General features: G+C 34.5%; 21 protein-coding genes and 1 pseudogene. 5 read left to right on the forward strand and 17 right to left on the reverse strand.

The features are described from left to right. The first annotated feature begins 13 nt into the window (after positions 1–13). Entirely contained in the window at positions 14–595 is a 582-nt protein-coding gene (locus F8162_RS05940; protein ID WP_151634154.1) for a DUF6434 domain-containing protein, read from the forward strand. A 7-nt stretch (positions 596–602) separates the two neighbouring features. Here the strand turns inward: F8162_RS05940 and F8162_RS05945 are convergent, their stop codons facing one another. The 9 genes and pseudogenes from F8162_RS05945 to F8162_RS05980 all read right to left on the reverse strand — a co-directional run bounded on the left by F8162_RS05945 (position 603) and on the right by F8162_RS05980 (position 8,635). Beyond that, positions 603–1,694, reverse strand: a complete 1,092-nt coding sequence (locus F8162_RS05945) for an acetyl-CoA C-acyltransferase (RefSeq protein WP_151634152.1) — start codon at positions 1,692–1,694, stop codon at positions 603–605. After that, positions 1,687–3,150: an acyl-CoA synthetase gene (locus F8162_RS05950; protein WP_151634150.1), complete on the reverse strand. Its 1,464-nt coding sequence runs from the start codon at positions 3,148–3,150 to the stop codon at positions 1,687–1,689. The genes F8162_RS05945 and F8162_RS05950 overlap by 8 nt, the downstream gene beginning before the upstream one ends. Positions 3,151–3,215: 65 nt before the next feature. Next, on the reverse strand, positions 3,216–3,791 hold the full coding sequence (locus F8162_RS05955; protein ID WP_151634148.1) for a biotin transporter BioY: 576 nt from the start codon (positions 3,789–3,791) through the stop codon (positions 3,216–3,218). A gap of 119 nt (positions 3,792–3,910) precedes the next feature. Beyond that, positions 3,911–5,524 (reverse strand): long-chain fatty acid--CoA ligase, encoded by a 1,614-nt coding sequence (locus tag F8162_RS05960; protein WP_151634146.1) that lies wholly within the window; start codon positions 5,522–5,524, stop codon positions 3,911–3,913. Positions 5,525–5,660: 136 nt separating this feature from the next. Continuing rightward, entirely contained in the window at positions 5,661–6,311 is a 651-nt protein-coding gene (locus tag F8162_RS05965) for an ABC-2 transporter permease (protein ID WP_151634144.1), read from the reverse strand. Next, complete coding sequence (locus F8162_RS05970) at positions 6,312–7,163, reverse strand: ABC transporter ATP-binding protein (RefSeq protein ID WP_151634142.1); 852 nt, start codon at positions 7,161–7,163, stop codon at positions 6,312–6,314. A 46-nt stretch (positions 7,164–7,209) separates the two neighbouring features. Continuing rightward, positions 7,210–7,998, reverse strand: a complete 789-nt coding sequence (locus F8162_RS05975) for a helix-turn-helix domain-containing protein (protein ID WP_151634140.1) — start codon at positions 7,996–7,998, stop codon at positions 7,210–7,212. A gap of 261 nt (positions 7,999–8,259) precedes the next feature. Continuing rightward, a pseudogene (locus F8162_RS29420) lies at positions 8,260–8,428 on the reverse strand (N-acetyltransferase); the annotation flags it as partial. Between the two features lie 3 nt (positions 8,429–8,431). Continuing rightward, positions 8,432–8,635, reverse strand: a complete 204-nt coding sequence (locus F8162_RS05980) for a hypothetical protein (protein WP_000810206.1) — start codon at positions 8,633–8,635, stop codon at positions 8,432–8,434. Between the two features lie 152 nt (positions 8,636–8,787). On the opposite strand from F8162_RS05980, the gene F8162_RS05985 reads away from it, so the two are divergent. Beyond that, positions 8,788–9,600 carry a GNAT family N-acetyltransferase gene (locus F8162_RS05985; RefSeq protein WP_000108767.1) on the forward strand — a complete coding sequence of 271 codons (813 nt, stop codon included), beginning with the start codon at positions 8,788–8,790 and terminating at the stop codon, positions 9,598–9,600. Positions 9,601–9,771: 171 nt separating this feature from the next. Beyond that, positions 9,772–9,984 (forward strand): CsbD family protein, encoded by a 213-nt coding sequence (locus tag F8162_RS05990; protein ID WP_000160658.1) that lies wholly within the window; start codon positions 9,772–9,774, stop codon positions 9,982–9,984. 227 nt (positions 9,985–10,211) lie between these two features. Here F8162_RS05990 and F8162_RS05995 read toward each other — a convergent pair whose 3' ends face one another. From F8162_RS05995 to F8162_RS06010, 4 genes are all read right to left on the reverse strand, one after another. Continuing rightward, positions 10,212–11,690 (reverse strand): DUF4822 domain-containing protein, encoded by a 1,479-nt coding sequence (locus F8162_RS05995; RefSeq protein WP_151634138.1) that lies wholly within the window; start codon positions 11,688–11,690, stop codon positions 10,212–10,214. A 438-nt stretch (positions 11,691–12,128) separates the two neighbouring features. Beyond that, positions 12,129–12,380: a DUF2164 domain-containing protein gene (locus F8162_RS06000; protein ID WP_001994665.1), complete on the reverse strand. Its 252-nt coding sequence runs from the start codon at positions 12,378–12,380 to the stop codon at positions 12,129–12,131. A gap of 17 nt (positions 12,381–12,397) precedes the next feature. Further along, positions 12,398–12,850, reverse strand: coding sequence for a peptidoglycan recognition family protein (locus F8162_RS06005; protein WP_151634136.1), 453 nt, complete (start codon positions 12,848–12,850; stop codon positions 12,398–12,400). A gap of 14 nt (positions 12,851–12,864) precedes the next feature. Next, a complete protein-coding gene (locus tag F8162_RS06010) occupies positions 12,865–13,686 on the reverse strand; it encodes a protein phosphatase 2C domain-containing protein (protein WP_151634134.1) in 822 nt (273 codons plus the stop codon). 126 nt (positions 13,687–13,812) lie between these two features. Here F8162_RS06010 and F8162_RS06015 point away from each other — a divergent pair, with 126 nt between their 5' ends. Then, positions 13,813–14,622, forward strand: a complete 810-nt coding sequence (locus F8162_RS06015) for a YitT family protein (protein WP_000251342.1) — start codon at positions 13,813–13,815, stop codon at positions 14,620–14,622. A gap of 20 nt (positions 14,623–14,642) precedes the next feature. Here the strand turns inward: F8162_RS06015 and F8162_RS06020 are convergent, their stop codons facing one another. Further along, complete coding sequence (locus F8162_RS06020) at positions 14,643–15,014, reverse strand: VOC family protein (protein ID WP_151634132.1); 372 nt, start codon at positions 15,012–15,014, stop codon at positions 14,643–14,645. A 235-nt stretch (positions 15,015–15,249) separates the two neighbouring features. Between F8162_RS06020 and F8162_RS06025 the strand changes: the two genes are divergently transcribed. Continuing rightward, positions 15,250–16,782: a BA3702 family sensor histidine kinase gene (locus F8162_RS06025; protein ID WP_151634130.1), complete on the forward strand. Its 1,533-nt coding sequence runs from the start codon at positions 15,250–15,252 to the stop codon at positions 16,780–16,782. 53 nt (positions 16,783–16,835) lie between these two features. On the opposite strand, the gene F8162_RS06030 is transcribed toward F8162_RS06025, so the two are convergent. The 3 genes from F8162_RS06030 to putP form a co-directional block, all read right to left on the reverse strand. Then, complete coding sequence (locus F8162_RS06030) at positions 16,836–17,447, reverse strand: alpha/beta hydrolase (RefSeq protein WP_151634128.1); 612 nt, start codon at positions 17,445–17,447, stop codon at positions 16,836–16,838. 24 nt (positions 17,448–17,471) lie between these two features. Next, positions 17,472–18,410 carry a ring-cleaving dioxygenase gene (locus F8162_RS06035; RefSeq protein WP_151634126.1) on the reverse strand — a complete coding sequence of 313 codons (939 nt, stop codon included), beginning with the start codon at positions 18,408–18,410 and terminating at the stop codon, positions 17,472–17,474. A 341-nt stretch (positions 18,411–18,751) separates the two neighbouring features. Further along, positions 18,752–20,230 (reverse strand): sodium/proline symporter PutP, encoded by a 1,479-nt coding sequence (gene putP / locus F8162_RS06040; protein ID WP_151634124.1) that lies wholly within the window; start codon positions 20,228–20,230, stop codon positions 18,752–18,754. Positions 20,231–20,292 lie beyond the last annotated feature (62 nt).

The raw sequence follows: 20,292 nt of genomic DNA on the forward strand, positions 1-20,292 counted from the left end.
AGTTGTTACATTCATGCGTCCACCTTTAACAAAGTCTATATCACTTGAAGATTTCCAAAACTATTATTGGTTAAAAGCAGAACTGCAAACATTTTGTCGTGAGCATGGGGTACCAGCTAGTGGCTCTAAGATTGAAATAGCCAAGCGTATCTCACATTATTTAATTACTGGTAAAATATTAAAGAACAACTCTGATCAAAAGATGAGTAAAGCTTCCCTCTCTTATAAAAACCTTTCTCTTCAAACGATTATTACTAACAATCATCGCTGTAGCGAAGATGTTCGTACTTTTTTCAAAGAAAAAATCGGAGCAAACTTCCGCTTTACGGTTGCTCTTCAAAAGTTTTTTAAAGAGAATGTTGGAAAAACATATGAAGATGCGATAACTTTTTGGCATGAAGAAAACGAACGTAAAAAAGACCCTACTTATAAAACAACTATTAGCGCGCAGTTTGAATACAATTGTTTCACTCGCGACTTTTTCGAAGATCCAAATAACAAAGGAAAATCAAAAGCTGATGCTATCGCTGCTTGGAATGAAATAAAAGCAAAACCTGGTAGCAATGCTTATGTTCCTCAAAAAGTAGAAAACTAGTCCCTTTCTAGTTTTCTACTTTCTCAAATAATAGCGCAAGCCCTATTCCACCACCTATTCCTAACGTTGCAATTCCATATTTCATATATTCCCTTTTCGCTTGATAAAACAAACGTGTCACAAGCATAGTTCCAGATGCACCGTACGGGTGACCGAGCGCAACTGCTCCACCATTTACATTTAATTTTTCAAAAGGAATTTGTAACTCCTTTGCACAAGCAACAACCTTTGAAGCAAATGCTTCATTTATTTCAAAATAATTGATGTCCTCTACTTTCATATTCATTTCGTTTAATAATTTGTTCACCGCAAATATCGGACCAGTCCCCGGAAGATTTGGATCCACTCCAACTACAGCACTACGAACGAAACGAAGTACAGGCTTATATCCTAATTTTCGGGCTTGCTCCTCTTCCATTACAAGAACGGCACATGCCCCATCATTTACACCACACGAATTACCTGCCGTTACTGTACCATTTTGTAAAAATACAGGCATTGTTCTTTTAATCATTCTTTCATAATTCATTTCTCGTTTTATAGCTTCGTCAAAAGAGCCATTAAACGGAAGTATTTCATCTTGTAAATATCCATTTTCTACTGCTTGCAGTGTCCGTTTATAACTAAGACAAGCGTATTCGTCTTGCATTTCTCGCGTTATATTATAACGCTCTGCAACATATTCAGCCGCCACTCCCATATTAGGATCACCAATTGTTTCTGGTGAAAATCGCGCTCTATTTTGAAATGGTGATGTACTTGTACTCTCTACCCCTCCTGCAATATAACAATTACCTGCCCCGCCTTGAATGAAATGACATGCGGTGCGAATTGCTTCCAAACCCGCACCACATTGCCGATCAATCGTTACACCAGGAATATGATAGCAAAGTCCTGCCTCTAAAGCAGATAATCTTGCAACATTCCCTCCTGGTCCAACAACATTCCCTAATATAACATCGTCTATCTCTCTCTCAATTCCTTTACTTAAAAACGTAAGAAGTGGCGCTGCTAATTGCTGAACTTCATAATCTTTAAACATCCCATTCTTCTTACCGATAGGTGTCCTTTTCGCTTCTACAATAACCGCTCTATTCATATATCTTCTCCCGGTTTTTAATCATATTTTTTGCTGCAATACGAGCGATTTTCCCGCTATTTGTATACGGTATTTCATCTACAAAATGCCATTCTTTCGGTATTTTAAACGAGGATAATCGTTGTAAGCAAAAACTTTTTAATTGTTGCTTCGTAGCACTTCCTTTTACGATGGCGACAGGTTTTTCACCCCAATAACTATCTTTCACACCAACTACAACTATTTCATCAACAGCTGGATGTTCATGTAATACACTTTCTATTTCTTCTGGGAAAATATTAATTCCTCCAAATAAAATCATATTCTTCTCTCTACCGACAATATAAATAAAGCCTTCTTCATCTTCATAACCTACATCTCGTACTGTCATCCAGCCATCTGCAGTCAACTCCGGAATGAAAACCTGATCCAATATGTATCCCATAAAAAACTGATCACTCTTCACATAAACAGTTCCTATCTCACCTTTCTGTACTTCTTCTCCTGCTTCATTACATATTCGAACTTGCACATTGTGACAAGGTTTCCCTACTGAATTGGGCCTTCTATCGCTCTCTTCATCAACTAGTGCTGTTACAAAACTTAGTTCCGATGCACCGTAAAATTCATATTTTCGTGCATAAGGAAATATACTCTTTATTCTTTCTTTCGCTTCAGCTCCCCATTTGGCTCCTGACGAAATAATTTTCATTTCATTTTCTATTACTCTGTTTTCTTTATATAAAGATTCTAGCATTGTCGGAACTGTATACATGACCGAAATATTTTCTGTTTCTAACTTATCCAGTACTTGATCTGGAATAAACTTTCTCATAATATGCACCGTTTGCCCTACATATAATGCACTTATTGCGCCGTATAAGAAAAGAGAATGAACGAGCGTCCCAGCTATTAAAATAGAATCTTCTTTTTTCATATGAAAGTCATGTATATTGCAATCAAAACTATGAACCCACGATTGCTGTGCACGTAAAAATGCTTTCGCCTTCCCAGTCGATCCTGACGTAAATCCTATATAAAAAGGAGCATGTTGTACATTTTCTATAGTGGAATATGTAAGAAGATAGTTCTCTATCATTCTTTTCCACTCATCAACTTCTATTACTCTTCCTTCTTCACCAGGTAGATCATTTACCTTATATCGCTCTATCACAATCACATCCGGATTACTGATTGCAATTCTTTCTTTGAGCTCATCCTGTTTCCACTTTATATCTAATGGCACACAAACCCATCCGGCCATAGCAGCACCAGCAAATAGTTGTAAAAACTCCATACGATTTTCTAATACAATTGCTATTGTTTTATTCTTCGATTCTTTTTCATTCAACCAGTTTGCTACTTTACACACTGACTTAAACCACTCTTTATATGTTAAAACTCGATCATTTTCCTTTATCGCTATTTTATTTGGTTGTAAAGAGGCGTGCTTTTTATATTCTTTCGTAATTCCCATTTGAGACGTCCTTTCTTTAAAAAATAATAAAAAGAAACACGCAATGAACGTGTTTCTTCTCTTTCTTATCCTGCATTTGTATGTTTCCCACTTTTTAGAGCAGGCGTAATAATATGTTTCAATGAACGATGTAATTTCGTTACAAGAATTGCTGCTATAATCGCTTTTATGCAATCACCTGGTAAAAATACGGCACTTACTTTCATCGTCTGCCATATAGAAACATCCATAAAGAAGGCTTGTACAATAATACCAAATACATAAACTACGAAAATACCACCAATTATATTAATACATAATACCTTTATTATAGAAACTTCACGTAAACGCTCAATTAAATAACCAATGACAAACGCTCCAACGATATAACCAAGTAAATATCCTGCACTTGGCCCAACAAATACGCCTGGACCACCGCGTCCACCAGCAAGTAATGGTGCTCCAACTCCAACTATAAGTAAGAAAATAAGCTGACTTAACGCACCAAGACGTGATCCTAATAATCCACCAGCAAGCATAACACCGAGTGATTGTAATGTAATCGGAACTGGTGTAATAGCAAGAGCAATTGGAGGTATTAACCCTAACACTCCCATAATAGAACTAAATAAAGCGACGAAAACTAAGTTTTTTGTATTCATATTTGCTTCTCCTATTGTAAACTTAAAACGATTTTTAGATAACATATTATAGGAGTTATATTATCTTTCTATTTAGGTTTTGTCAACTTTTTTTAAATATAGGTTTACAATTTTTTCGATTATTTCTCTTTATGCAAATGCTCAAGTTCTTTCCGAAGCGCCTGTTTTAAAAACTTCCCAACAGATGTTTTCGGTATTTCTTCCATAAATACAATATCGTCTGGTAACCACCACTTCGCAAACTGTGGTTTTAAAAACTCATATATTTCTTCTTTTGTTACTGTACTATTTTTCTTTTGAACGACGCAGGCAATTGGTCGCTCTTGCCACTGCGGATGAGGAACGGCAACGACAGCTGCTTCAAATATAGCATCATGTGCCATTAATGCATTTTCAAGGTCAACTGAAGAAATCCACTCACCTCCGCTTTTAATAACATCTTTCGTACGATCAACAATTTTCACGCAGCCTTCCTCATCAACTGTAACAACATCACCAGTATATAACCAACCGTCTCGGAATCCTTCGACAGTACGATCATCGTTATAATAGCTTTCAGCGATCCAAGGTGCTCGTAAACATAACTCTCCCATCTCAGTACCATCCCACTCCACTTCACCGTTTGTACCGACTACTTTCATTTCTACACCAGGGACAAGATATCCTTGTTTTGAGCGGATTTCTAATTGCTCTTCATATGATAATTCTGTTTCATAACTTTTTAAACGTGCAAGTGTTACGAGTGGGCTTGTTTCAGTCATACCATATGCATGTACGAAAGGAACATTATATTTTTGTTCAAATGCTTTAATAACGCTTTTCGGTGCAGCAGCACCACCGCATAATATTCTCGTTATACTAGATAAATCGTAACTATTATTTTCTAATTCTTGTAATACACCGAGCCAAATTGTCGGCACACCTGCTGCTATCGTTACTTTTTCAGCTTGAATCATCTCTAATAAAATTTTTGGAGTAAACATTGGTCCTGGCAGAACTTGTTTAGTTCCAAACCAAGTAGCTGCAAAAGGAAGCCCCCAAGCGTTCACATGGAACATCGGTACAATTGCCATCGCCGCATCACTTTCCGATAAAGCAGCTGTATCCGCTAAACCGAGTGCCATACAATGTAGTACAGTACTACGATGCGTATATACAACACCTTTTGGGTTTCCTGTAGTCGCTGACGTATAACACATACCAGCAGGTGTATTTTCATCAATATCTTTTACAAATTGGAAAGTTGGATCGCCTTCTTCTAATAGCTTTTCATAATGATATACAGGTTCTAGCGTAGTATTGGGAAGTTCATCTTTATCAGTCATAATAATGTAGGCTTGTACAGTTGATAATTGCGATTGAATATTTTCAACGAGTGGTACGAGATCTTCATCTATAAGTAGAATGCGATCTTCTGCGTGCTGAATAATGTATGAAATATGTTGAGGAGATAAACGAATATTAATTGTGTGTAAAACGGAAGCAATACCAGGAATAGCAAAATACGCTTCCACATGTCGATGATGATTCCACGCTAACGTTCCTATACGCTCGCCTTCTTTAATTCCTAATTTTTTTAGCGCACTTGAAAGTCTTCTCGTCCTTTCACCTAACTGCTTATACGTTAACGTCGTAACTGTATCATGTGTCCGTGAAACAATTTCTTTCTTCGAAAACAGTTTCTCTGCTCTTTCCATCATAGAACTAATTGTTAGCGGTACATTCATCATCATATTGGTTACATCCCCCTTTAAAGCGTTTTCATTTTTCGTTTATTATAACAGACTTTTACGAATAATTACGACATTTTTCTGTATTTTCTGAATTATTTCTTTGGAAATAATTCAGAAAATACTAAGAGAAAATATATTAAAATTCCTTCTTACGATATATAAATACCGAAATGAAATAAGAAAAGATATATATGATAACGCCAAATATTGTATATAGAATTGAAACGTATACAGATGAATTTAAATTTGATATTGGAAATTGTTCTATTAGATATCCAATTACACTTTGTAATCCAAAATAAGTAACAAGTCCCCCACATGCGCCTCCAATTGTAATAGCATCAGATTTTTCTGCTCCAAAAATATAGAGGAGTGGATAAGCTATTGCTCCGGCATTAAGAATGATGAACGTCCCTAAAGAAACACTCTTAAATATACCATCATCAATTGGTGTATCGGAAATGAAACCATGTACATAAAATATGCCATATGATAATACAGTACCAATGATTACAACTAAAAAATAGAAAAGGTAGTGACTTTGTACAATGTTATTTCTAGTAACCGGTAAAGTAAGTACATACTTTTCATAACCTGACTTACTCTCATATTTAATAACTTCAAGTGCAGGAATCGCAGCAAAAAAGATAATAAACGTAGCAATTAAACGGTACATTGAAGCATCACCAAAATAAAAAACGAATCCTGCTCCTAATATCGCTATTCCCATGAACATAAAGAAAGTTCGATACACTAGATAATAGTTTGTCAATAATAAACCTCTCATTTATTTTTCACTCCTCGTTAATAAGACACTCATTTCTTCTATCGAAATGGTTCTATGAGAAATGCCATTTGGTAGTTTATGCACATCTGATACAAGTACATTGAAATAAGAACCATTATTCCTTTTCACCACAACTATATCTTTGTTAATTAAAGTTAGTTGTTCCTCATCAACATCTACAATGGCATAATTGTCCAAAACCTTATCCTTCTCTTCATTCAATAAAATTTCTCCATCTTTTATAATGATAAGATGGCTAGCTATTTTTTCTACATCACTCATAATATGAGAAGAAAGTAGTATACCACCATTATTTTTACTCACAAAACTTTTTAATTCCTCCAACACCTCCTCCCTAGATGAAGGATCGAGACCTCCCGTCGCTTCATCTAGGATTAATAATTTTGCATTATGTGACAGCGCAACAGCTATAGTTAGTTTCATTGACATTCCACGCGAGAATTTACCTACTTTCTCATTAGTAGGTAAAGAGAAAGAATGAACTAATCGATAAAAATTATCTTGATCCCAAGATTCAAACATCTTTTCAAAAACTTTGTTTAGTTGCTTTATCGTAAGATGAGCCGGTAGATTCATAGCATCAAATACGACTCCTATCTTTTCCTTAATCTTGGCATCTTTATTTATATTTTCTTTACCAAATATTTTTACTGTACCATTATCTTTAGAAATTAACTCTAATACTGTTTTAAAGGTTGTTGATTTCCCAGCTCCATTGTTACCAATGAATCCAACAATTGATCCAGACCGCACATTGAAGGAAACATCTCTTAAAACAACTTTATTCCCAAATGTTTTACTTAAATTTACAATTTCTAGAAGATTTGACATCATTACACTCCTATCTTAACTTTTAATAAAAATATGTTTTCTCCTATTAAAAATTATCCACTTTTTCTCTCACTTTCTTTTTCAGTTTAAAAATAAGACGATTACTATATTCTTTATTTTCTACTAAAATTCGATACGCCTCTAATACTCCTAACACACGAACAAAAAGATAAACTCCGATAGCAATAAGTACAACACAATAAGGGTGATACTGTACTAATTCTCCTGAAGTGATATGCTTTTTCTCAAGCAAAAACGGGATTGCGCCTGCGGCTATAAAACAAAATCCAATGATCATTACTGCCGCATACTTTTTCTTAATAATTGCATATCTTTTTGTCAATTCTTTTAGAAAGTTTTGATCAAATAATAGTGCTTCCTTTTTCAATACATTGTATCGACTCTCTTCTATCGTTGCAGATACCATCATTGCTCCAATTCCAAGAACAGCAATAATAATGACAAGGAATGTCGACAATGTTGCATCTTCCTTAAATAATAAATACGGTATTGTAGATAAAATAAGCAAACTAAATCCTAACGCAATATATTTAGAAATTTTTTGTCCATATACTATATACCCTTCTGCCATTTCCTTACTTACATAATAACCATCCACATTTTCATTACTTTGCTCAGCAGTTTCTTTTAATAAATAATCGAGTGATACTTCAAATACATTTCCAATCATTATTAACTTTTCAGTTTCAGGAAAACCTTGACCGTTTTCCCATTTACTAACCGCTTGCCTTGTTGTGTTTAATTTCTCAGCTAATGCTTCTTGAGAAAGCCCCTTTTCTTTTCTTAATTTAAAAAGCTTCTCACCAAATCCCATATGTGTGTCCCCCTTTGTTTTCTTAACTAAATTGTATGTAAACATAGCCCTTATCTCTATCTTCCTGCGGTTGCACTTTGTCAACTTATGGTTGCGATTGTGTTATATAGCGGTTTTATATACGATTTAGCTATTTTTCTCCTAAGATTGTGGCGTTAATAAACCACCCTCCCCTAATAACTAATTATAACAATTAAAGGTAATTATTGTTATAAAAAATAAAAACTCCCTTATTCATTTAAAGGAGTTTTCGATATGAAATATTCCAATAGGGACTAATTTTTCTTCCTCATATTGATTCACAATTTCTTCTATACATTTTTGTATGTCATATAGCGACAGTATATGTTGTCATCTCCTTATATAAGGCATACTCATATATATGTAAAATATTACTCCTAATAACTCCCCTAATAAAAACACTTCTCAATAATCATAACGGCTTCTGCTTAAACTTTTCATAATGTCTTACTTTTAATAAAAGGATATTCCCGCAATCTGTACAAATATAAGCATCTACTGGTGAAGATGTGAACATCGTCTCCTTTTTCCGTATTTGTGCATAACCGACAAACTCTCCTTCTCCTATGTTATGAGAACCACAGTTAGAGCATGTCTGCACGTCTTTCTGTTTCATGAGAGCACCACCTTTAATCTGTTTCCACTCCCTTCGACAGTTCACTTCCATTTCCCTTCCAAAAAACCTCTTATTCTCTTACATTTCAACAGGAATCTCAGAACAAACATCGTATATATACTATGAAATATATTTATTGACGGAGGAATAGTATGAGTACAGTTATGACACTCAATGCAGCTCAAGAAATTGAAAACGCAGAAATACATATGCTCTCTTCTAGACTAAAAGCACTACAAGCGTTAGCTGAAAATCCAATGCAAGTACAAATGAAAAAGTTCGGGAGTGCCACTGCCTTTTCATCAAAAATAATTGCTGGTCCTGCTTTTAACACAGTAAAAGGCGTTACCTTTACAAATACAGATGAGATAGATGAAACCATCTCTTATTATCAATCGCTACAAATCCCTTGTCGTTTTGAAATTACACCCGCTCAAGGTACAGCTGAATTATTTCAATACTTATCTCAAAAAGGATTTTACCAATCCAGCTTCCATACCGCTTTATATAGTATACCGAGAGAAGATCCATCCCTTCTTCCTTCTAACATTTCAGTACGCCAACTAAAAGAAAATGAATTTCATATTTTTGCAGACATATATGTACGTGGATTTAACATGCCACCCTTTACAAAAGATGGCGTACGGCAAAATAACGAAATTCTCTACAATAAACCTGGCTGGCATTTTTTCATAGCCGAAGTTCAAAATACTCCTGCAGGCATTGGTGTCCTGTATATAAATAATGGGATTGCTTCATTAGCTGCTTCTGCTACTTTGCCAGAATTTCAGCGTAAAGGCTGTCATACTGCCTTAATTCAAAAACGAATAGAAAAAGCCCTAGCGAAAAACTGTCATTTAATAGTCGGACAAGCAAGGTTCGGTAGCGGCAGTCAAAATAATATGGAACGTGCCCATATGAAAATTGCTTATACAAAATCAATATGGACTGCAAAAGACATGTAATTTACATTCTTTCTCTTCTCATTACAATTTTATACATTTCATGACAATTCCTTTTCTATCCTATTAATCATTTGAATATTCAAACTATATTTGTTACGCTATTACTAGATACATCATTCAACTTGCAATATGAAAAGAGAATTCTAATCAAACTACAAGGAGGAGAAATGTATGACTAAACATAATCATGGTTTAAAAGAAAAAGTAGAAGGTGCTATTGATAAGGTAAAGGGTGAAGTAAAAGAAGTTGTCGGGAAAGTAACTGACAACAAAAAATTACAAGCCGAAGGAAAATGGGATAAAGTGAAAGGCACTGCTAAAGATACGGTTGGTAATGTAAAAGAGAAAGTACATGAATATAAAGAGCATAAAGAGAATAAATAAAAAAGAACAAAGATGTATGGTGGTGCAAGTAGGGAGTTACTAGATCCGAGAAAAAAGAATTTGTATTTTATATTTACCTGTAAAATCATTTTAAAACGACAAATAGATGCCTTAAGGCATCTATTTGTCTATAAACAGCTATTTTTCTTCTACTATATAACTTCCTAATCACTGAGGCTTCTCCTTACCAACATTCCCCAACATAATACCTTTGCTAGAGCAAAAGATTACTTTGTGAAATTTGGTTTTAGGTCACCTGTATACGGTTCGTGCTCAACAAAGATTTTTATATCTTTTCCATTCGCATCTTTCCCTAGTCTTGTATACGTAAATTTCTCTTTATTTAATTCTGTAAGTTCAAGAACCGCACCATATTTATTATTTCCTAATGAAACATGGGCTCTTATTTTATTACCATGTACAACATCAAAGAAACCATAGTCCCCACGACTTTCTCCTGTATTCACATTGAAAAACTCGTATTTATTTGTATTTTTATCGTATTTTGCTAGACTAATAAAGTTTGAGTTGTATTTTGTTACATTATTACCTTGTTCGTCTAATACCACCGTTCCGTTCCATAGTGTACTAGATAATATTTTATCTCCATCAACATCTGTAACTATTTTACCCGTCGAGCTCTCTAAATTTTTATCAGGTCGCGTGAAAGAAAGTTCTTTTTCATGATAAGGAATATGTTCAACAAACACTTCTACATCGTTTCCTTTTGCATCTTTCCCCATTCTTTTATATGTAAATTTCTCTTTATCTAATTGCGTTAATTCAACAACTGCTTGATAATTTTGCGTTTCAGAAATTAACACTCTTTTCTTTCCATCATTCGTTATAAAAAAGGTACCGCTATCATTACGACTCTCTCCTGTATTTGCATGAAAGAATTCATACCTTGCAGTTTTAGCATCATATTTTGCAAGCCCAATGAAATTTTGATTTTCTTTCGTTACATCATTATGATTTTTGTCATATACTTTTGTCCCTTGCCAATTTGTTTCACCAAGTATGCTAGCTAGTAGTTGTCCTTTCGTTTGTTGAGTTTGCTCAGTTTCTTGTATTGCTTTATATAAAAATTGTGCATACTGTTCACGCGTCACATCCATACTTGGAGCAAATTTCCCTCCTCCTACTCCTTTTGCAATATTATTTGTTTGAACAGCACTAATTGCATTTCTTGCCCATGAGTTCGTTGAAACGTCAGTAAAAGTGTGATCACTCTTTGCTTTTAAATGAAAAGCATTTGTAAGAATCTGTGCCATTTCTGCGCGTGTTAAGGATGCCTTCGGTCTAAAGTTCCCATTCTCGTCACCCGTAAAAACACCCTTTTCTGTTAAAGACAAGATTTCCTTTATATAGCTTGTCGAATCTTCACTTATATCCCCATATGGGTTCGCATAATTTTTGTTTTCTACCATATTAAAATAACGATACATTAAAGCGGCAACTTGTTCGCGTGTTACATTATCTCCAAAACCAAATCTCCCATCATCATAGCCAAAAATGATTTTCTCACCTGTTAATTGCTGAATCGCCTCAGATGCCCAGTGCCCCTTTGGAACATCTTTGAATACACCCGTATGATTCGTTTGTGGTGTAGCCGCTTCTGCTTTCACCTCTCCATTCGTTTCACTTAATAAACTTCCACCTAAAACTGCTGATATGATACATGTTTTTAAAATTGTTTTATTCATAACTTCCCAATCCCTTCCTTCATTTAACAAAGAATTACACCACTTATCTTCCAAAATAAGATTCTAAGTGAGCAATTCATGTTGTAAATTTTGATTACAGCTGAATGGATACAAAGTGTTACATCGCCAAAGTTCTTTCTCTCGTAGTATCCATAGCTGTTATATATAGAAATTATAAATAGCAACTATAAATTGCCCATAAATAAATTATTAAAAAAAGATAAAATTAAGATAATATATTTTTAATCTCAATCTGTAAAAATAAAAACGTTATTCTTTCTCATCTAGCTTGTTAAGAAAGAATAACGTTTTTTAAATTCTAAGGTCCTGGGGAAAAAGAGGTTTTATTTTATATGTTCAAAAACAACTTCACGGCCTTTTCTAAACAGAACATCGGAAAAAGCCGTGGCAAATACTTATTTTATAATTGGAGAAAGTTTACTTTCCTTCATTCTTCTCTAACACATACAAATCTTCTTCAATATTAGATAGTTTCTCTGTTACAAGCTTTCTAGCATCCCCAATTGCTTGATTGTATGCAAACGGTCCTACTAATTTTATCATTTCTTCTATTAATCGCTCTGCTTGAAAACGTCCAATTTCATCTAAATCTTCTTCAACGAAAAATTGCTGAATTTGTGCTACAAGCTCTTCTTTTTTATCATTTGGTATTTTTATATTCATCATCATTTCTTACTCCTCTATATTTAAAATAATCCGTTTCTTAACTCTACCATAGAAAAACGCTTTCCAGGACAACTTTTTGTAACGTCTTCTAGCTCCCTGTGACCGAGTATATTTTCTTTCTTTATACCAAACTGCTTCATAAACATTTTACATAAAGAATATAATGCATTCATTTGTGCGGTAGTTGGATCATATTTATCAAAATTACCCGTCATACATATTCCAATTGTATTTCTATTATTATCTTTCGCATGTGCTCCAATATGTAAACCTCGTCCTTCAACTACAGTTCCATCTTCTTCAATAAAATAGTTGTAACCGATCCCGCTCCATCCTCTTACTTTTTGATGAAATTCATGTGTTTTATACACATCCCATCCATCTTCGGATGTGTGGTGGATAATCAGTTTATTCACTTTTTCTAAAGGAACTAATTCATCTTGAAATGTTAAATTAACACATTTAATTTCCATTTGAACATCCTCCCTTACAAATCAATCATCATCATTGTTTTATCATCTGGTCGTATTCTCTTTTCCCCTTCTAGCTCTTCAATAATTGCTACATATTCATTTATACTATTCTTTCTTATATATGCAAAAGTTTGTTCCAGTGGCCAATCTGGGTGGAATAATCCGTCTGAACAAATAAAAATCCCGCTTACTTCATCTATATGTAATTCCCCATGCTGTAAATAATGTATCGCTTCTTTCATTCCATTTGCAACGGAATACCCACCCTGCATATTTGCAAGATAACGATTATATTTTAACTGTTCCCGCACATCTTGAAAAACATGTTCTTCCGGTACAGATAGCCCCTTTTTACGAGCTTCTTCTCTTTTCTTTTTTGCTCGTTTACTAATTCCCTCAACCGTGTCTTTCGTTAATACTTGCATCGTTCCATTTTGAAGTATTGCAACAATCATACAGTCCCCTAATTGTGCATATTCAATTTTCTCACCAACTATTTGAACTGCCGCGATACATGTGCACCACAAATGCTCTTTTTTTCTCGTGTCTACTTCATATTCTAACATTTTTCTTTGCAATGCTTCATTTGCTTTTGCAACGGCAACTTGTAAACTATGATTTTCACGTAATGAAGCAAAATAACTTGCAAATAAATGCGAAGCGATGTATGCTCCATTATGTCCCTTTTCATCACGAAACGGGACAAGTGGTGTTGCACCATCACATACACCATACATCTTATTTTCTTCATTACAAAAATAAGAATCCTCACATTCTTGCTTCAATGGGCTTTTCTGTTGATATGTTTTTATCTTCACAACTGTATCCCCTTTCAAATAATAAAATACTCAAATTCTTTTGATTAATCTAATTTTCCGAAATAAACTGTTTTTACCCAAAACTTTCAATATCATATATAATCTTGAAATAATATGAATTTTTTAGTGAAGGACGGGAAAGAGATGGTCAGATTTCTTGGTGTTATTATTGGTTCTATTATTATTGCGATTGCCTTTAATCTTTTCCTTATCCCCCACAAAATTTTAAGTAGTGGAATTGGCGGAATTGCTATTATTTTAGGGATTGTAACTCCTGTAAACACAGGTATTATTAACTTTGTATTAAACTTACCTATCCTTATTTTAGGATACATAGGTCTTGGAAAAAAAGTAATTTTTAACACTGTTATCTCTGTTATTGTATTATCTGTTGCATTATACTATGTTCCAGTGAAAGTCGTAGCAACAGATCCACTTTTATCATCTATCTTTGGTGGTGTCATTGCCGGAGCTGGTATCGGTCTTGTCTTTAACTGCAATGGATCAACTGGTGGATTTGATATTATCGGTATGCTGTTATCTCGCAAACGAGACATTAAACTTGGCGGATTCCTTATTATTTTAAATGCAGTCGTTGTAATCATTGCAGGATTCTTCTTCACTTGGGATGTTGCTCTTACAAGCTTACTTTCTATTTATGTAACTGGTAAAGTTATCGATGCTATTCATACGAAACATCGAAAGGTTACACTTATGATTGTAACAAATGAAGCAGAAAAAATGAAAAAACAACTTCTTTCAACTGTTGTACGTGGAATTACATTACTTGATGGCGAAGGTGCTTATTCCAGCGAAAAGAAACGTGTACTTATGACAGTCGTTTCTCGTGAAGAATTAGCAAGTATGAAATTAACAATTTCTGAAATTGATCCTCATGCATTTGTTAACATTACAGAAACGGTGGAAGTATTAGGATTGTTTAGAAAAGGTTAAAAAACTAGGTGAATTTCCACCTAGTTTTTATTTTCCATAAATTCAATTCGATTTCCGAACGGATCTGACACATAAAATCTAATTACATCTGGTCGTGCATGATCATCTATTACTTCAATACCTTGCTTTATTAACTCTTGTTTAAATTCATCTATTTTTAAAACATAAAAAGCTGGATGCGCCTTTTTAGCTGGATTGAAGTTTTGCTCAACTCCGATATGAATCTCTTGATTTCCACACTTAAACCAACATCCACCACGCTTCTTTAATTCCTCTGGCTTCGGTATTTCCTCCATACCAATTTTTTCACCATAAAATTCTCGTGCTGTTTCTTCACACCCTAAAGGTGCAGCTACTTGCACATGATCAATCCCTTGAATATAATTTTTCATTTTCTCTCCCCCTCTTCTACCCTAATGTTATAAGGAAACCCTACTCCTGTAACTTACAAAAGATTTATAAAACAATATAAGCTCCCCTTATTACCACCTTACACTCACTTTTCCAAAATAAAGAAAACAAAATTTATTATATAACTCCCATTTTTTATAGAAATATACATTGCATCTATATTATAGTTATGAATAGATAAATCTTTTTAGATGCTATTTGTACGGAGGAACTATTATGAGTCGTAAAAAATATTCATCAACTCAAAAAAAACGTCATCCGAACATTTCTAGACGTTTGCGAAAACATATACAAGATTGTTCTTTAACAGAAATGTATGCATCTCTGTTCGAACACAATCCTGATAGTATTATTTCATTAAATTTAGAGGGAGTTATTCTCCATATAAACCCTTCTGCCGAAAGAATATTAGGTTACACTTCTTTAGAATTAGAACAGAAAAATATTATCTCTATTTTAGAAGCCCATATTTCTGAGCAAGTAATACAAAATATAAAGAATACGGAAGCGGATAATCAACAAGAATATATGTTATCTATTTATCATAAAACTGGGTTCTTATTAGACGTCGTGACAAAATTAGTTCCTATTTTTGTCCAAAATCGTTTAACTGGCGTATATGCCATTATGAAACCTCTTGAAAAATCAGAAAGAATTGAGAGTATGCTAAAAGAAAGTGAGAAGAGATTACGTACATTAGTGAACTCCATGCCTGCGTTTGTTATATTTAAGGATCATGAAGGGCGCTGGCTTGAAGCAAATGACTATGCACTTTCTTGCTTCAATTTCCATCATGTACCTTACCACGGGAAAAAAGATAGTGAACTCATTCAATATAACGAAGCGTACCGAGAAGCTTTTTTACATTGTGAAGAAGTCGATGAACTAGCATGGCAACAAAGACAAATTCTGCATGGTGAGGAATTTATTATACATAGAGATGATTTCGACCTAATCTTAAGTATATCGAAAGTTCCACTTTATCATCCTGACGGCTCGCGTAAAGGCCTTATCGTAATGGGAAGAGACGTTACCGAACTTAAAGAAACAGAAAAGTTATTACGAAAATCAGAAAAACTTGCCGTAGTCGGACAACTGACAGCTGGAATTGCCCATGAAATTCGAAATCCACTCACCTCTCTTAAAGGTTTTCTAACGTTGCTGCTCCCTGAAATAAATGAGGAGCAGAAATGGTATATCGATGTTATGTTAAGTGAAATTTCACAAATGGAATCTATCACAAGTCAATTTATGGCGATGTCTAAACCACAAGTATTATCTATCCAAACTTGTAACATACAAACTTTAATTGAAGAAGTAGTTACATTTATTTTACCAACTGCTATTATGCATAGTGTTCACATCATTATGGATCATTTTGATTACGTATACGACATTCAATGTGATGGTAACCAATTAAAACAAGTTTTTATAAATATATTAAAAAATGCAATTGAAGCGATGCCAAATGGCGGAAATATTTTCATCCAAACAAAACCATTAGATGATACCTTCATCTTAATACGAATTATCGATGAAGGTTGTGGTATCCCAGAAGATCGTATCTCTCGTTTAGGCGAACCATTTTATAGTTTGAAAGAAAAAGGAACAGGACTAGGATTAATGATGTGTTACAAAATAATTGAAGAACATCATGGTAAATTACACATTTCCAGCGAATTAAATAAAGGTACGATCGTTGATATTCAATTACCGCTTTCTTCATCTCATCTTGCAATTCAGTCGTAAATAAAAAAGAAGCACCTGCTAATGATAAGCAGATGCTTCTTTTTTATTTGTTTTTATAATACTGTATTGCCATACCATTCTTTTGCTTTTTCTACTTCACCCATTGTTAATTGATGACCTCTATTTTCCCAATGCATTGTTACATTAGCGTTTGCATTTTCTAATAGTACCTTCAATTCCTCTGACTCGGCTGATGAACAAATCGGATCATTTGTCCCAGCAGCAATAAACACAGATTTCCCTGCTAAATTAGGTAATTGCATTCCTCTTCTAGGCACCATTGGGTGATGAAGCGCAGCACCATTTAATGAATTTTCATAATGGAATAATAAGCTTGCAGCAATGTTTGCTCCATTTGAATAACCGATAGCTACAATGTTATTTCTACCAAATTCATATGTTTTTGCAGCTTCATCTAAAAACTCATTTAATTCCTTCGTACGGAAAATCAAATCCTCTTCATCAAAAATGCCTTCTGCCAATCTACGGAAGAAACGCGGCATACCATTTTCTAATACATTTCCTCTAACACTTAATACAGATGCTTCTGGGTCAATTATTTCTGCAAGTGGTAATAAATCTAATTCATTACCTCCTGTACCATGAAGTAATAACAACACTGGTTTTGACGTATCTTTTCCTTTTTGAAAAACATGTTTCATCATAATCCTTTTCCCCTTTCAATCACTTTAATCTAAATTTCTCACTTCAAATGGTAGAAGTGTTTGTTCAATTTGTTTTCTATGTGATTCATATTGCTCCGGTAACTTTAATTCCTCACCCATCGTCTCTAACGATTCGTCATGAGCGAAACCAGGAGGGTCTGTTGCAATTTCAAATAAAATTTCCCCGTGTTCTCTAAAATAAATCGCGTTAAAATAATTTCGGTCTTGTACAGGAGTTACGCCATATCCAAAGCGAGACACATGCTCGTTCCAGTCTAGTTGATCAGCATCATCACTCGCTCTCCAAGCAATATGGTGAACTGTACCAACACCCATCTGCCCGCGTCCAATTGTTGATAATTTTAAATCAATAATATTTCCAATATCAGCAGAAGAACGGAATCGAACGAATTCACCTTCTTCTCCAATTTTCTCAAGACCCATAACATGCTCTAACAATTCAGCTGTTTTTTGAGGTTGTGCAGATAAAAGAACAGCACCGCCAAATCCTTTAATTGCTACTTCTGGCGTAACTTCTCCAAAAGTCCAATTATTTAATTCGCCTTCTTCTCTTTCTACTAATTCTATATGCAAACCATGCGGATCATCAAATTCTAAATACTGCTCTCCAAATCGAGTCATTTTTGTATACGCAACGTCGAATTTTTTTAATCTATTTTCCCAAAAATCCATTGCACCTTTTGGTACGACATAAGACGTAATGCCTACTTGACCATCCCCAATAACGCCTTGACGAGCACCTGCCCATGGGAAAAATGTAATAATTGTTCCAGGCTTTCCTCCTTCATTACCAAAATAAAGATGGTACGTACCTGGATCATCAAAATTCACTGTTTGTTTCACTAAACGTAACCCTAATACACCAGCATAAAAATCCACATTTTCTTGTGGGTGTCCTACGATTGCTGTAATATGATGGATCCCCATAGTTTTCTTTTCCATTTCGTTCACTCCTTTTTAGTCCCTTATAAAAATTGTTATACATTAAAATTCATTATTCATTTTGTCCATACTGCATAGTAAAATCCGTCATGATAATTTTATCTCGAATCCGAGATATCAATTATAAAATCACACTTTAACTTCTAACTCATCAAAATCATCTCAAATTCGAGATAATTCCCGAAAAAATATTTACTGCATTTGAAATCTTTATTCAAAGTAAAAATTACCTCGAACTCAAATTTATTATAAGTTACTTACTTTTAGTTGTCAATAAGTTCCTTATTTTCATTTTAAATAAAAAGAGAGTAAACGCCAGTTTCGTTTACTCTCTTCGCTAATTATTTCGTTTCTTCTTCCAGCACTGCTTCCATCTCATTAAATTCACGATGAATTGCTTTCACTGGTTCTTTCGTTACTAAACTTACAATAATAACAGCTAATAAGCTACAGAAGAATCCAGGTACCATTTCATACATAGTTGCTTTTAAACTTGGAATTTGTACCCAAGTAATAACAACTACTGCACCTACAATCATCCCTGCAAGAACGCCCCATTTGTTCGTTCTCTTCCAATATAAACTTAATAAAATAGCGGGTCCGAATGCTGAACCAAAGCCAGCCCAAGCATAACCGACAAGTGTTAAAATTGTATCACTTGGATGATACGCTAAAACAACTGCAATCATAGCTACTACTAATACTGACAGTCTACCGATAAATACTAGTTCTTTATCACTTGCATTACGGCGGAAAAATGTTTTATAGAAATCCTCCGTTACAGCACTTGAAATAACGAGTAATTGCGAGGAAATACTACTCATAATCGAAGCCAAAATAGCTGATAGTAAAAACCCAGTGATGTACGGATGGAATAAAATATTTGAGAATGTTACAAAGACCATTTCTGGATCTTGTAATGTCGTATTATTTTTTGCGTAATAAGCAATACCAATTAGACCAGTAAGCATTGCACCTATAATGGAAATCGTCATCCAACCGATACCAATTCTACGAGAAGTTTTTAAATCTTTAATTGAGGTAATTGCCATAAAGCGGACAATAATATGCGGTTGACCAAAATATCCAAGACCCCATGCTAAAAACGAAATAATCCCAAGAATTGTAGTCCCTTTAAACATATCTAAACGTGATGCGTCAACTTGCTTAATTGTATTGAATGTTTCTGTTACACCGCCTACATCTGTAAAAGCAACAATTGGCACTAATACGAGAGCAATAAACATAATACACCCTTGCACAAAGTCGGTCCAACTTACTGCTAAAAAACCACCGAATAGTGTATAAGCTACAACGACACCGACAGTTACAAATAAACCAATCTTATAATCTAGGTTGAAAGAATTTTCAAACAAACGTCCACCTGAAACTAAACCAGCCGACGCATAAAATGTGAAAAATACTAAAATGACTATAGCGGAGACAAAACGAAGTATTTTCGTCCGATCTTTAAATCGGTTCTCTAAAAAGTCCGGAATCGTAATTGAATCATTCGCCACTTCTGTATACGTTCGCAAACGCGGGGCAAGAATTAAATAGTTTGCATAAGCACCTATTAATAAACCTATCGCAATCCATACACTTGATAATCCTGTTGCATACATCGCACCAGGTAATCCCATTAGCATCCAACCACTCATGTCAGAAGCACCTGCTGATAAAGCTGTAACTGCTGGACCGAGTCCCCTTCCACCTAACATATAATCTGATAAATCGGATGTCTTCTTATAAGACCAATAACCGATATACAACATACCTGCCATATAAATAGCAAGCGAAACCATAATCTCAATCTTCACCAAATCTCTCCCTTAGTTACATAAGCCATTCAAAATTTCGAAAAATGACTCTTTCTATTTTC

The sequence above is a fragment of the Bacillus sp. CH140a_4T genome (assembly GCF_008923725.1).
In the GTDB taxonomy this organism is placed as follows: Bacteria; Bacillota; Bacilli; order Bacillales; family Bacillaceae_G; genus Bacillus_A.

Coding starts and splice junctions, on each gene's coding strand:
- F8162_RS05940 (WP_151634154.1), top strand. CDS start 14: ATGCGTCCACCTTTAACAAAGTCTATATCACTTGAAGATTTCCAAAAC.
- F8162_RS05945 (WP_151634152.1), bottom strand. CDS start 1,694: ATGAATAGAGCGGTTATTGTAGAAGCGAAAAGGACACCTATCGGTAAG.
- F8162_RS05950 (WP_151634150.1), bottom strand. CDS start 3,150: ATGGGAATTACGAAAGAATATAAAAAGCACGCCTCTTTACAACCAAAT.
- F8162_RS05955 (WP_151634148.1), bottom strand. CDS start 3,791: ATGAATACAAAAAACTTAGTTTTCGTCGCTTTATTTAGTTCTATTATG.
- F8162_RS05960 (WP_151634146.1), bottom strand. CDS start 5,524: ATGATGATGAATGTACCGCTAACAATTAGTTCTATGATGGAAAGAGCA.
- F8162_RS05965 (WP_151634144.1), bottom strand. CDS start 6,311: ATGAGAGGTTTATTATTGACAAACTATTATCTAGTGTATCGAACTTTC.
- F8162_RS05970 (WP_151634142.1), bottom strand. CDS start 7,163: ATGTCAAATCTTCTAGAAATTGTAAATTTAAGTAAAACATTTGGGAAT.
- F8162_RS05975 (WP_151634140.1), bottom strand. CDS start 7,998: ATGGGATTTGGTGAGAAGCTTTTTAAATTAAGAAAAGAAAAGGGGCTT.
- F8162_RS05980 (WP_000810206.1), bottom strand. CDS start 8,635: ATGAAACAGAAAGACGTGCAGACATGCTCTAACTGTGGTTCTCATAAC.
- F8162_RS05985 (WP_000108767.1), top strand. CDS start 8,788: ATGAGTACAGTTATGACACTCAATGCAGCTCAAGAAATTGAAAACGCA.
- F8162_RS05990 (WP_000160658.1), top strand. CDS start 9,772: ATGACTAAACATAATCATGGTTTAAAAGAAAAAGTAGAAGGTGCTATT.
- F8162_RS05995 (WP_151634138.1), bottom strand. CDS start 11,690: ATGAATAAAACAATTTTAAAAACATGTATCATATCAGCAGTTTTAGGT.
- F8162_RS06000 (WP_001994665.1), bottom strand. CDS start 12,380: ATGATGATGAATATAAAAATACCAAATGATAAAAAAGAAGAGCTTGTA.
- F8162_RS06005 (WP_151634136.1), bottom strand. CDS start 12,850: ATGGAAATTAAATGTGTTAATTTAACATTTCAAGATGAATTAGTTCCT.
- F8162_RS06015 (WP_000251342.1), top strand. CDS start 13,813: ATGGTCAGATTTCTTGGTGTTATTATTGGTTCTATTATTATTGCGATT.
- F8162_RS06020 (WP_151634132.1), bottom strand. CDS start 15,014: ATGAAAAATTATATTCAAGGGATTGATCATGTGCAAGTAGCTGCACCT.
- F8162_RS06025 (WP_151634130.1), top strand. CDS start 15,250: ATGAGTCGTAAAAAATATTCATCAACTCAAAAAAAACGTCATCCGAAC.
- F8162_RS06030 (WP_151634128.1), bottom strand. CDS start 17,447: ATGATGAAACATGTTTTTCAAAAAGGAAAAGATACGTCAAAACCAGTG.
- F8162_RS06035 (WP_151634126.1), bottom strand. CDS start 18,410: ATGGAAAAGAAAACTATGGGGATCCATCATATTACAGCAATCGTAGGA.